The sequence below is a fragment of the Thermus islandicus DSM 21543 genome, from assembly GCF_000421625.1.
Lineage (GTDB): Bacteria > Deinococcota > Deinococci > Deinococcales > Thermaceae > Thermus > Thermus islandicus.
This window is the reverse complement of sequence record NZ_ATXJ01000025.1, coordinates 1-11,779: the sequence shown is the minus strand read 5'-3', so window position 1 is coordinate 11,779 and position 11,779 is coordinate 1. Positions and strand designations below refer to the sequence as shown.

Genomic DNA, 11,779 nt, shown 5'->3' with positions numbered 1-11,779 from the left:
CGCAGGCGGTGGGAGGTGGAGCGGTTCTTCCGGCTTTTGAAGACGGGGCTGGGGCTTGAGACCTTCCAGGTGCGGGGGCTTGCCCGGATCCGGAAGGTGGTGGCGGTTTTGCTGGGGCTGGCGGTGTTCCTTTGGGAAGTTGAGCGGTTGGGGGATCCGTTCAAGGGGTTTCTTTTGCAGCTCGGGGGCAAGCTGGGGCTGCCCAGCGAGAGGGATGGTCCGTACCTGCTCCTGAGGGGCCTGGTTCGCCTGCTCAACTATGAAGTCACCCAAGAACTCTTGAAGCAGGCTAAGGGAGGGCGAGGAAGGAGTTTTGGGTAAAGCCCTGAAGAAGCGGCTTGACACTCCCCTTCCTCCCGGCTATCATCCAAGTTGCCCGGTCGGACGCCCCCGACCCGGCAACAATCCAGGCCCCGTGGTGTAGTTGGTTAACACACCCGCCTGTCACGTGGGAGATCGCGGGTTCGAGTCCCGTCGGGGCCGCCACGCCGAGGTAGCTCAGTTGGTAGAGCATGCGACTGAAAATCGCAGTGTCGGCGGTTCGATTCCGCCCCTCGGCACCATGCCCAGACGCAAAACCCCCGGCCTTGATAGTAAGGCCGGGGGTCCTTTTACGGCCCAAAATTAGGCTTTTGGGCGGTTTCCAAGAAGCTCCTCCGGGTCCACGACAAAGGCCTTCCTCTCCCCCTCCAACAGGTGCCGATAGACCCCAAGGGTGATGTTCGGGTTGGCGTGCCCCTTATCATGGAACCATGGAAATTGAGCGCCGCTTGGTCCTCGAGGTGGTCCGGGTCACGGAGCAGGCCGCCCTGGCGGCAAGCCGCCTCGCGGGCAAGGGGGACAAGGAGGCGGTGGACGAGGCGGGCACCGAGGCCATGCGCCTGGTCCTCAACGAGCTCCCCATAAGAGGCACCGTGGTGATCGGGGAGGGGGAGATGGACGAGGCCCCCATGCTCTACATCGGGGAGGTCCTGGGCCAGGGGGGCCTCGAGGTGGACATCGCCGTGGACCCGGTGGAGGGGACCACCACCGCCGCCAAGGGGCTGCCCAACGCCGTCACCGTGATCGCCCTAAGCGAGAAGGGGGGGCTTTTCCACGCCCCGGACATGTACATGGAGAAGCTCATCGTCCCCCCGCCCGCCGCGGGCCTCGTGGACCTCACCTGGCCCGTTTCCGCCAACCTCAAGGCCCTAGCCCTGGCCCTCCAGCGCGCGGTGGAGGACCTGGTGGTGGTGGTCCTGGACCGCCCCCGGCACGAGCGGCTCATCCGGGAGATCCGGGAGGCGGGAGCCCGGGTCAAGCTCATCTCGGACGGGGACGTGATCGCCGCCCTGGCCGCGGCCATCCGGGGCACGGGGGTCCACGCGGTCATGGGCATCGGCGGGGCCCCGGAAGGGGTTTTGGCCGCCGCCGCCCTCAAGTGCCTGGGGGGGGAGATCCAGGCCCGCTTCGTCCCGCAGAATGAGGTGGAACGGGAACGGCTCCTGGCCATGGGGGGGAACGAAAACCGGGTCTACCGCACCGAGGACCTGGCCCCGGGAAGGGAGATCGTCTTCGCCGCCACGGGCATCACCGACGGGGACATCCTGGAGGGCGTCCGCTTCTTCGGGGGCGGGGCGAGGACGCACTCCATCGTCATGGGCCACGCCACCCGGGTGGTGCGCTTTATAGACTCCATCCACCTTTTTGAGACGGGGGCCCGGGTCACCATCCGGGTTTAGACTGGAGGCGTGCCCAGGCGCACCTACACGGAAGAGGATGCGGAAAGGCTGGCCCTGGACTTCCTGGGGGACGAGCTCAGGGCCGGCGTCTTTCTCTGGCGCTACGCCCTTAGAGACCCGGAGGGGCGCCTCCTCGAGGCCACCCCTAGGGAGATGTGGGAGCGCCTCGCCCGCCAGGTGGCCCGGGTGGACAAGGGGAGCTTCCAAGAGGTTCTTTGGCTCCTCTCGGACTTCCGCTTCGTCCCCGGGGGAAGGATCCTCTTCGGCCTGGGCCACTGGCGGAAGAGCACCCTCTGCAACGAAGCCCGGCTGGACTGGGCCTCCCTGGAAGAGGTGGCCCTTCGCCGTACGCTTCCTGGACGCCATCGTGGACCTAGGAAAAAACCGCCACCCCCTAAGGGCCCAACGCGAGGTCATTGAGCCCCTGCCCCCCTTGGGGGTCTGCACCTTCTGCCAGACGGCATGATCCGGTACCGCATCGCCTCGAGGCCCTACCTCCCCTATCCCGGGGAACGGCTCGCCCGCAGGAAGGGCCACGGGGGAGAGTTTTTTGAGCTCCGCCCCTATGCAGAAGGGGACGAGGTGCGCCGGGTTCACTGGCGGGCCTACGCCCGGACAGGCAGGCTCTACACCCGCCTGGAAAGCGCCCCGGAGCGGGCCCGCTTCCGGCTCTTCCTGGACGCAACCCCCAGCATGCGCCTCCACGGAAAGCTCCCCTACGCCGAGGAGGTGGCGGCCCTCCTCCTCAGGGCCGCCCGCCAGGAGGACCCCCGGGCCCGCCTGGAGCGAGGTGGCCTCGAGGCCCTCCCCCGGGGGTTTGGGGTGCTGGTCCTCCTCACCGACGGCCTGGACCCCCTGCCCTGGCCCCGGGTCCTCCCCCGGCGGGTGGTTCTGGTGCAGGTCCTCTCCCCCCTGGAGCTGGACCCGCCCCTGGAGGAGGCCCTGCTCAAGGACGTGGAAACCGGGGAAGCCCTTCCCGTGGGGAGGGCCGAGGTGGAGGCCTACCGCAGGGCCCTGGCCGAGCACCTGGGAGCGCTCCGCCTCCTCGCCCTCCTTCGGGGGCGGTACGCCCTCCTAAGGGTCGGCGAGCCTCCCCTCCCCGCCCTCCTACGCCAAGGCGTTTTGGAGCCTATCTAGATAAAGCCCCTGAGGCGGGGAAAAGAGAGGCGCCGCGCCGGGGAACCCTAGCGGGTCTTGCCGGAAAGGAGGTCCTCGGCCAACTTCTGGGCCTTGTCCAGAGCCGCCTTGGGGTCGGCCTTGTTGAGGACGGCCTCCTTGATGGCCTGGCCCAGGATGTCAAAGCGGATCTGCTCCCACTCGGCCAGGGCGGGCTCAAACTTGGCGTAGCGGCTCTGGCGGACGATGGTGGCGTAGTCGGGGTTCTCCGCCGTGTAGGCCTGGTAGACGGGGTCCTTCAGGGCCCCTTCGGTCACGGGGACGTACCCGGTGGCGGTGGCGAAGACCGCCTGGGCCCTGGGGGAGAGGACGAACTGGAGGAAGTCCTTGGCCACCGCCTGCTCCTCCTTGGGGGCCTGGCGGAAAACCACCAGGTTGGTGCCCTGGACCAGGCCAAACCCGGGCTGGCCCTTGGCGCGGCCGGGGAGGGGGGCCACCCCCAGGTCAAACCTGGCCCCCTGGCGGTAGTAGGTGTAGCCCGCCGAGGTGTCCACGCTGAAGGCGTAGGGACCGGAGCCCAGGTTCTGGTTGATGTAGCCGGAGGTGATGGCCTTGGCCCACCCCTCCTTGACCCCGCTTTGCAGAAGGGTAAGGGCCTCCACCGCCTCCTTGGAGTTCAGGACCAGCTTGCCGTCTTTCAGGTAGCTCCCGCCCAGGTTGAAGAAGAAGTAGGCGAAGGTGGAGGCGTCGGGCTGGAACCAGTACACGGGCCCCCCTTCGGCTTGGGAGAGCCGCTTGGCGGTAGCCACCAGCTCCTCCAGGGTGGCGGGCACCTTGGCCCCGTGCTTCCTCAGGAGGTCCTTGTTGTAGTAGAGGACCTGGACGCTCTTGTTGAAGGGCACCCCGTAGACCACGCCCCCAAAGCGCACCGCGTTCAGGAAGGAGAGGTTCACCCCCTGGAGCCTCACCCCCAGGGACTCAATGGGCAGAAGCGCCTTGGCCTCGAGGTAGAGGGCGATGTTGTTCTCGTAGGCCTGGGCCATGGCCGGCACCTTCCCGGCGGCGAAGGCCGCCTTGATCTTGGTGGAGAGGTCCCGGTAGCTCCCCTGAGGGACCGGGCGGACACACCGGCCCTGCTGGGCCTTATTGAACTCCACCACCAGGTTCTCCAAGGCCGCCTTGGGGGCGCCCCCGGTGAAGCCGTGCCAGAGCTCGGCCACCACCTTGGCCTTGGCGCACTGGTCCTTGATCACGTCCTCCGGCTTGGCCTGCTGGGCCAGGGCGAGACCCAAAAACGCCGTCAGCAACCAAAGGGCTCTCATAGACACCTCCCGCCCAAGAGTATACCCCGCTCCCGGGGGGCCTCACTTGAGGCCGGAGCGGGCGATGCCCTGGATGAACTGGCGCTGGGCCAAGAAGTAGCCCAGGATCACCGGAGCGATGACGAAGGTGCTGGCGGCCATCAGGGCCCCGTAGTCCGAGCCCGCTTCGGAAACGAAGGCCTGCAGGCCCAGCTGCACCGTGCGCATCCCCGGGCTCTGGGTAACGATGAGGGGCCAGAGGAGGGCGTTGTACGCCCCCAGGAAGGTGAAGATGCCGTAGGAGACGAGCCCAGGAACGCTCAAAGGCAGGGCGATGCGGAAGAGCTGGGTGAGGTACCCCGCCCCATCTATCCGGGCCGCGTCAAAGAGGTCCTGGGGCAGGGAAAGGTAAAACTGCCGCAGGAGGAAGATCCCGAAGGCCGAGGCCAGCCAGGGCACGATGAGGGCGTAGTAGGTGTCCAGCCAGCCCAGCCGGGCGAGGAGCACGTAGTTGGGGATGAGGAGCACCTCTCCCGGCACCATCATGGTGGCCAGGACGAGGACAAAGACCACCTCCTTCCCCGGGAAGGGGATGCGGGCCAGGGCGAAGGCGGCCAGGGCCGCCAGGAAGAGGCCCACGGCCACCTGGGTGAAGGCGGTGAACAGGCTGTTGAAGAAGTAGCGGCCCCAGGGCGCCGCCTGCCAGGCCTCGAGGTAGTTGTGAAACACGTACCCCAAGGCCCCCGGGACCGCATTCACCCACTCCAGCCGCCAGTCCTCCCCCTGGGAGCGGAGCGCGTCGGGGGGCAGGGGGGGGCTCAGGGGCACCGCCTTGGGCCAAAGGACCACGAGGGGAAGGGTGCGGAAGGCCTCGTTGGTGGTGTTGGTGAGGCGCACCACGTAAGCCCTCCCCCGGCGGAGCACCTCCACCCGGGTGCCCTCCGCCCTGGGGTCGGCGAAGGCCCCCGGGACCCGGGGCACGAAGGCCCGGGGGGCGCGGCCTTCGGGGGCCGGAAACGCAAGCTCCACGCTCCTTCCCGGGCCGAGCCCCCCGAAGAGGGGGCTATCCCCCAGCCGGGCGGCCTTCAGCCAGTTCCCCGGCTTCATGCGCTCCGGCACCCAGATGGGCCTGGCCTGGAGGGCCTCCTGGGGGCTTTTGAAGCTGGTGGCCAGCATCCAGTAAAAAGGGAAGGCCATGACCAGCCCCCCCGAAAGGAGGAGGAGGTGAACGAGGAGGGCGAAGGCTCTAGATCTCATAGTTCACCCGCCTCTCCAGCACCCGCCTTTGCAGGAGGGTGAGGGCGAGGATGAGGAGAAAGGTGACCATGGCGATGGCGCTGGCGTAGGAAAAGTTGGCGTCGCGGAAGCCCTTGTTGTAGAGGTAAAAGGTCAGGGTGAGGGTGTCCTGCAAAACCCCGCCCGTGGGGGTCAGCACGTAGACCTGGGTGAACACCTGAAAGGCCCCGATGAGGCCCAGGGTGAAGAGAAAGAAGGTGGTGGGGGAAAGGAGGGGCCAGGTGATGAGGCGGTGCTGCTGGAAAAAGCTCGCCCCATCCAGCTCGGCCGCCTCGTAGTACTCCTTGGGGATGGCCTGGAGCCCCGCTAGAAGGATCACCACCTGGTAGCCCAGAAGGTGCCAGAGGCTCATGGCCATGACCGCCACGAAGGCCAGGCTGGGGCCGGCGAAAAAGCCCTGGACCTCGAGGCCCAGGGGCCGGAGGAGGAGGGCGAAGACCCCGGTGGGGGTGTTGAGCCAGTCCAGCCCCGGGGTAGAGAGCAGCCAGTTGAGCAGGCCGAACTCGGGGTGGTAGATCCAGCGCCACACCGCTGCGGCAGCCGTGAGGGCGGTGATGTAGGGCAGGAAGTAGAGGGTGCGGTAGAAGCCCTGGAAGGCCAGCTTGGTGTTCAAAAGGATGGCCACGAAGGTGGCCAAGAGGATCCCCGTGGGTACGGTAAAGACCGCGTACCAGAAGGTGTTGCCCAAGGCCCGCCAGAAGAGGGGGTCCTCGAGGAGGATGCGGTAGTTCTCTAGGCCCACGAAGGCCGCCGGGCGCAGGAAGTTCACCCGGTCAAAGAGGCTGAGGTAGAAAGCGTAAAGGGCGGGGAAGACATGCCACACCAGGAGGAGGGCCAGGGCAGGCCAGACCAGGGCCCAGCCGTAGACGGCCCCCTGGGCCTTCTCGGGCAGGCGCCTGCCGAAGGCCAAGGCGAAGGCGAGGGGAACCAAGAAGGGGGCCAGGGGGAACCAGGGCGCCAACAGACCCGGGAGGAGGAGAAGGTAAGCCCAGCCGAAACGTAGGCCGTAGAGGCTCAGGGCCCCGTAGAGGCCAAGCCCGAGGAGGACCACCCCCTCGGGCAGGAAGCCCAGGCGCCGGGCATAGACCCCAAGGGTGAGGAGGGCACCCAGGGAAAGGAGGGCATGAAGGGGGAAGGCCCGCATCCCGTGCTGGAGTATATAGGATAGGTAGGATGTGGACCCTCACCCTGGATACCGCTACCCCCTACCTCTCCTTGGGCCTCTTCCGCGGGGAGGTAGGCCTGGGCCGGGTGGTGCGGGTGGAGAGGCGGCACGAGGAGGTACTTTTCGGCCTCCTAGAGGAGGTCCTGAGGGAGGTGGGTACCGGGCGGGAGGAGATCTCCGCCCTCGTCCTGGGGGAAGGCCCGGGCTCATACACGGGCCTCCGCATCGCCTTGGCGGCAGGCCTCGGCCTGGCCCAAGCCCTGGGGGCCCGGGTTTACGGGGCGAGCTCCCTCCTGGCGGCGGCCTGGCCCTTCCTGGAGGAGGGAAGGCCCCTCACCCCCCTTTTCACCGCCAGGAACCGCCTCTACTACGGGGCCACCTACGTCCTGGAAGGAGGGAGGCCTAGGGAGGCCCTTCCGCCGCGGAGGATGCGCGCCGAGGAGCTTCCCCGGGAAGGGCTCCTCCTGGACGCCCCACCCGACCCCCGGGCCCTCTACGAGCTCCTCCCCTTCGCCCACGAAGGGGTGGAGCCCCTTTACCTCTAATTCCACCCCATGCGGGCCCCGGTAGAAAGTCCCCGCGAGGTTTTAGCCTAGACCCAAAGCAAAGGGTATAATCCCTTCCCCGACCCCTCCGCTTGCGAAGCTCCCGTCTCGAGGCCGCAACCAGGGGTGGGTGCCTCGCCTCAGTCGGCGGCCGCGCTGGGGACCTTGGGCAGGCGGTACAGGTAGCTGGGGAGCGGCTCCTGAAAGCGCGTACCTCCCAGCCGCTCCGCCAGAAGCACCAGGTTCTCCCCCGCGATGCGGGCGTCCTCCAGGAGCTCCGGGTTCTCCTTCAGTCCCTTCAGATCCCGCCGGTGGGCGTAGACCAGGCCCAGGGGGGCGAGGACGAAGCCCATGTAGGAGAGGGGCAGGAGCATCTGGGAGAGGGCCTGCGCGGCGCCCTCCTCCTCGGCCACCGCCAGGAGGGCCATGGGCTTGCCCAGGTTGAGGAGGCCCTGGTTCTCCATGGAGGTCATGCGCTCCAGAAGGGCCTTCATCCGGGCGGAGGCGCTAAACCAGTACACCGGGGTGGCGAAGACCACGGCGTCCGCGTTTAGGATCCGCTCCGCCACCTTGCCAAAGCCATCCCAGGGCCCCTGCACGCAGGTTTCCGGACCGCAGGAGGCAGGGTCCAGGGAGTAGTTTCCCGCGCACAGGGGAAAGGGATGCCGCACCAGGTCCAGCCGCTCGGTGCTAGCGCCCTTCCGCCTGGCGGCCTCCAAGACCTCGTCCAGAAGCTCCGCCGTAAACCCGTCCGTCCGTGCCGATGCGTTAACGCCGAGCACGCGTAAGCCCATAAATATCACCCGAGCACTAAACCACCTTTAGTATAGCATGCTTAGGGTAGGAGGGGCCCGGCCACGAACTCCCCCATGCCCTTGGCCCGCACCGGACCCCCCTCGAGGACCCCCTCCCCCGCCACCGGCCCCTCCCAGTAGGCCACCCGGGTGGTGCGGGAGAGGATCTCCCCCTCCCGGAAGAGGGGGCGAAGGGTGAGGCGGAGCCCCGGGCCCTCGAGGCGCCAGCCCAGGGTGTAGGTGCGCCCTGAAGGGCTTTTCCAGGCCTCCAGGGGGACGAAGGCCAGGGCCAGGGCCTCCACCCGGCCCACGGGGTCCACAAGGCTCCCCAGGACCTGGACCACCCGGCCCTCCCGGTCCTTCACCTGGTAGGCCATAAGCTCGGAGCCATCGGAGAGGTGGAGGCCGAACCAGTCCCAGGTGGCCTGGACCCCGGAGACCTGCTCCCCCCACTGGTGGTCCAGCCAAGCCTCCCCCGAGGCCTCCTCCCCTTGCAGGAGGCCCACCGCCCTGGCCCGGGTATAGGACTGGTAGTACAAGCGCCCCGTTTCCTCCGTGCCCGAGTACCCCGGCGGGTGGACCACGGGGGGCTTGCGGGGAAGAAGGACGAGGCCCACCCCAGGGGCCTCGAGGCGGAAGCCCGGCCCCTCGCGGTAGAGGCGCCAGCCCCCGACCTCGAGCCTGGGGCCAGGCTCTGCCCGCCCCCTGGGGGCGAGGAGGTCCTGGTCGGAAACCTCCAGAAACCGCCGCGCCCCCGTGCGCAGGTCGGTGAGGACCAGGTGGGCGGCGTGAAAGGCCCCGAAGAGGCTCCCCGGCAAGCCCAGGATGCGGTAGGAAGGGGGGGCGTAGGCCTTGAAGAAGGCGAAGTGAAGGGCATAGGGGTGGGCCCATGCCCAGGCGTACCACCACTCCACCTGGGCAGGCCTAGGGTCCCAGTCCCCGGGGTCGGGAAGCCGGCTGGGCTCCACCCTAAGAAGGGCCGGGGCGCAGGCGGCCAAAAGCCCCGCCAGCCAAAGGAGCCGCCACATCCAGGAGGCATCCTACCCGGAAGCCCCTCCCCGGTTCCAGGCCCTGCGCTACAGTAAGGCCCATGACCGACACCCACGCCCACCTGGACTTCCTAGAGCCCCCGGAGCTTACGGAGGTCCAGGCCCACCTCACCGAGCTTCGGGCCGTCCTCACCCTGGGGGTAGACCCGAGCCGCTGGGAAAAAACCCTACACCTGGCCAAGGGCAACGTCTACGCCGCGGTGGGCCTCCACCCCACCAGCGCCCACCTCCTCTCCCCCGAGGTGGAGGCGGCCCTCCGCCACCAGGCCCGCCACCCCCGGGTGCGGGCCATCGGGGAGACGGGGCTGGACTACCACTGGACCCCCGAGACCAGGCCCGCCCAGCTCCAGGCCCTGGACTTCCAGGCGGCCCTGGCGGAGGAGCTCGGCCTTCCCCTGGTCCTCCACGTGCGGAGCCGGGACGGGAAGGCCGAGGAGGACCTGGCGGCCTGGCTCGGGTTCCACAGGCCCAAGCGGGTGGTCCTCCACGCCTTCTCGGGCCACCCCGCCTTAGAGGCGGCGGGCCTAAAGGTGGGGGCCTACTTCGGCCTCGCCGGCCCCCTCACCTACCGGAAGAACGAGGCGCTGCGGGAGGCGGCCCGGCGCCTCCCCGAGGACCGCCTCCTGGTGGAGACCGACACCCCCTTCCTGCCCCCGGAGCCCCACCGGGGCAAGCGGAACCGGCCCCACTACGTGCGGCTCGTCCTGGAGAAGCTCGCCGAGGTGCGAGGGGTGGACTTCGCCGAGATGGAAGCCTGCACCGACGGGAACGCTCGGGTATGCTTCGGCTGGTGATGAAGCGCCTCCTTATCCTCCTATGGCTTTTGGGCCTGGCCCTAGGGGCGCCCCGGCTGGTGGTGGAGCCCGAGGATGGGGTAAAGCCCCTCCTGGACCTGATCGCCTCCGCGCGGCAGGAGGTTTTGGTCAAGATGTACCTCTGGACCCCAAGCCGCATGGACGTGGTGGAGGCTCTGGGGGAGGCGAGGAAGCGGGGGGTGAGGGTGCGGGTCCTCCTGGAACGGGAACCCTCGGGAGGCCGGGTGGACCTCGCCGTGTACCAGGCCCTGAAGGAGCGGGGCGTGGAGGTACGCCTCACCACCCCCTTCCGCTTCGTCTTCGTGCACGAAAAGAGCCTGGTGGTGGACCGCAAGCTGGCCTGGGTGGGCACCATGAACCTTACGGGAAGTTCCTTTTCCGCCAACCGGGAGTACGCCCTGATCCTGGACGACCCCAAGCAGGTAGCCGAGGTGACCCGGGTCTTTGAGGCGGACTGGGAAGGGGAAAGGCTGGACCTCTCCCGCGCCCTCCTGGTCTGGGCGCCAAGCCGCACCCTCTCTGGGGTGAGGGAGGGCAACGCCCGGGAAGTGCTCCTAGGAATGATCGCCCAGGCGAGGAAGGAGCTCCTCCTGGAGCACCAGGCCATGGCGGATCCCGAGGTCCTCGAGGCCCTGAAGGCCGCCCTGAAGCGGGGAGTGCGGGTGCGCCTCATCGGAAGCCCCCAGGAAGTGGGGGACACTTACTTCCTCTCTGGGGCCATGGCCCTCGAGGCGGCGGGGGCCGAAGTCCGCTTCCTCCCCTCCCCCTACGTGCACGCCAAGGTCCTGGTGCGGGACGGGGAAGAGGCCCTCGTGGGGAGCCTCAACCTCAGCGCCAACAGCCTGAACGCCAACCGGGAGCTTGCGGTGCGGTTCACGGCCAAGGAAGCTCCCGAAGCCTTCGCCCGGCTCCTCAAGACCCTGGAGGGGGACTGGCAGAGGGGGCTTCCGGAAAACCCCTTTGCCCTGCCCCCGGTGGAGGGCGTGGTTCCCTGGCAGGATGCCCCTCGCTACTTTGGCCGCATCGCCACCGTGGAGGGCACCATCGTCCGGGTGGAGGACCGCGGCACCGTGGCCTTTTTGCACTTCGGCCAAGGGGAGAACGACCTCCGGCTCGTGGTCTTTCCCAGAAATTACGGCCTTTTCCGCCAGCCCTTCCCCGAAAGCTACTTGGGCAAAAGGGTGCGGGCCCAGGGACGGATCGTTCTCTACGCGGGGTACTACGAGATCATCCTGGAAAGCCCGGGCCAGCTGGAGGTGCTGGATGCAAGCCCTTGAGGAGCTAGGTTACGAGGTAACCCCCATCCAAGGGGGACTTTACGCGGAAAAGCGCCGGGGTGGGGTCCTCTACCAGGTTTACCTTTCGGCCAAGGGCGACCTCCGCCTGCGGCGCAGGCGCTTCCTGAAGGAGGAGGCCCGTCCCCTCGCCCTCGCCGGGGTGGAGGGGGAGTGGGCGGCCCGGTACGAGCTGGAGGAGAACTTCTTCGCCCTCGTCTCCCCAGAGGACCTGCCCCACCTGGTCCTCGCCTTTGAGCGGCTGGACCTGCCGGACCCCCCGCCCCCCTCCCCTTGACACGTTTGTGTGGGTCTGGTAGATTTTTCTTTGCGCTGCCTGGTGGGCGGCGGGGGATCTTGAAAGCTGGGGTGGAGATGGAAGGCCACGTGGGACGTGGTCTTTTGAGGGTCAAGATGCTAAGGGCCCACGGTGGATGCCTAGGCCCCCGAGCCGAGGAAGGACGTGGCTACCTGCGATAAGCCAGGGGGAGCCGGTAGCGGGCGTGGATCCCTGGATGTCCGAATGGGGGAACCCGGCCCGTGGGAACACGGGTCACCGCCCTTTGGGGCGGGGGGAACCTGGGGAACTGAAACATCTCAGTACCCAGAGGAGAGGAAAGAGACATCGACTCCCTGAGTAGCGGCGAGCGAAAGGGGACGAGCCCAAACCGCCTGGCTTGTCCGGGCGGGGTTGTGGGGCCCT

The 11,779-nt window shown here is 68.1% G+C and carries 13 protein-coding genes, 2 tRNA genes and 1 rRNA gene; 11 read left to right on the top strand and 5 right to left on the bottom strand.

What is annotated here, in order from left to right:
* The 6 genes from H531_RS13145 to H531_RS0111340 all read left to right on the top strand — a co-directional run.
* The coding region (locus H531_RS13145) for a transposase (protein ID WP_022799454.1) at positions 1–321 on the top strand (321 nt) is incomplete at its 5' end.
* 88 nt (positions 322–409) lie between these two features.
* Positions 410–486: transfer RNA gene (locus tag H531_RS0111360), tRNA-Asp, on the top strand.
* 1 nt (position 487) lies between these two features.
* Positions 488–563: transfer RNA gene (locus tag H531_RS0111355), tRNA-Phe, on the top strand.
* 189 nt (positions 564–752) lie between these two features.
* Entirely contained in the window at positions 753–1,721 is a 969-nt protein-coding gene (gene glpX / locus H531_RS0111350; protein ID WP_022799453.1) for a class II fructose-bisphosphatase, read from the top strand.
* A 9-nt stretch (positions 1,722–1,730) separates the two neighbouring features.
* Entirely contained in the window at positions 1,731–2,141 is a 411-nt protein-coding gene (locus H531_RS0111345) for a ribonucleotide reductase N-terminal alpha domain-containing protein (protein ID WP_022799452.1), read from the top strand.
* 42 nt (positions 2,142–2,183) lie between these two features.
* Entirely contained in the window at positions 2,184–2,858 is a 675-nt protein-coding gene (locus H531_RS0111340) for a DUF58 domain-containing protein (protein ID WP_022799451.1), read from the top strand.
* Positions 2,859–2,905: 47 nt separating this feature from the next.
* Here H531_RS0111340 and H531_RS0111335 read toward each other — a convergent pair whose 3' ends face one another.
* The 3 genes from H531_RS0111335 to H531_RS0111325 are packed head-to-tail and all read right to left on the bottom strand — an operon-like array spanning position 2,906 to position 6,578.
* Positions 2,906–4,159, bottom strand: coding sequence for an ABC transporter substrate-binding protein (locus tag H531_RS0111335; RefSeq protein ID WP_022799450.1), 1,254 nt, complete (start codon positions 4,157–4,159; stop codon positions 2,906–2,908).
* Between the two features lie 42 nt (positions 4,160–4,201).
* Positions 4,202–5,335: a carbohydrate ABC transporter permease gene (locus tag H531_RS0111330; RefSeq protein ID WP_156860507.1), complete on the bottom strand. Its 1,134-nt coding sequence runs from the start codon at positions 5,333–5,335 to the stop codon at positions 4,202–4,204.
* 49 nt (positions 5,336–5,384) lie between these two features.
* Positions 5,385–6,578 carry a carbohydrate ABC transporter permease gene (locus H531_RS0111325; protein ID WP_022799448.1) on the bottom strand — a complete coding sequence of 398 codons (1,194 nt, stop codon included), beginning with the start codon at positions 6,576–6,578 and terminating at the stop codon, positions 5,385–5,387.
* 29 nt (positions 6,579–6,607) lie between these two features.
* Here H531_RS0111325 and tsaB point away from each other — a divergent pair, with 29 nt between their 5' ends.
* Positions 6,608–7,144, top strand: coding sequence for a tRNA (adenosine(37)-N6)-threonylcarbamoyltransferase complex dimerization subunit type 1 TsaB (gene tsaB / locus H531_RS0111320; protein WP_022799447.1), 537 nt, complete (start codon positions 6,608–6,610; stop codon positions 7,142–7,144).
* A gap of 140 nt (positions 7,145–7,284) precedes the next feature.
* On the opposite strand, the gene H531_RS0111315 is transcribed toward tsaB, so the two are convergent.
* On the bottom strand, positions 7,285–7,938 hold the full coding sequence (locus tag H531_RS0111315; protein WP_022799446.1) for a flavodoxin family protein: 654 nt from the start codon (positions 7,936–7,938) through the stop codon (positions 7,285–7,287).
* Between the two features lie 41 nt (positions 7,939–7,979).
* On the bottom strand, positions 7,980–8,966 hold the full coding sequence (locus H531_RS0111310) for a lipocalin-like domain-containing protein (RefSeq protein ID WP_022799445.1): 987 nt from the start codon (positions 8,964–8,966) through the stop codon (positions 7,980–7,982).
* A gap of 62 nt (positions 8,967–9,028) precedes the next feature.
* Between H531_RS0111310 and H531_RS0111305 the strand changes: the two genes are divergently transcribed.
* From H531_RS0111305 to H531_RS0111290, 4 genes are all read left to right on the top strand, one after another.
* Entirely contained in the window at positions 9,029–9,781 is a 753-nt protein-coding gene (locus tag H531_RS0111305) for a TatD family hydrolase (RefSeq protein ID WP_022799444.1), read from the top strand.
* On the top strand, positions 9,766–11,079 hold the full coding sequence (locus tag H531_RS0111300; RefSeq protein ID WP_028490823.1) for a phospholipase D-like domain-containing protein: 1,314 nt from the start codon (positions 9,766–9,768) through the stop codon (positions 11,077–11,079). The genes H531_RS0111305 and H531_RS0111300 overlap by 16 nt, the downstream gene beginning before the upstream one ends.
* On the top strand, positions 11,066–11,374 hold the full coding sequence (locus tag H531_RS0111295; protein WP_022799442.1) for a hypothetical protein: 309 nt from the start codon (positions 11,066–11,068) through the stop codon (positions 11,372–11,374). The genes H531_RS0111300 and H531_RS0111295 overlap by 14 nt, the downstream gene beginning before the upstream one ends.
* A gap of 109 nt (positions 11,375–11,483) precedes the next feature.
* Positions 11,484–11,779 (top strand): 23S ribosomal RNA (locus H531_RS0111290); the annotation flags it as partial.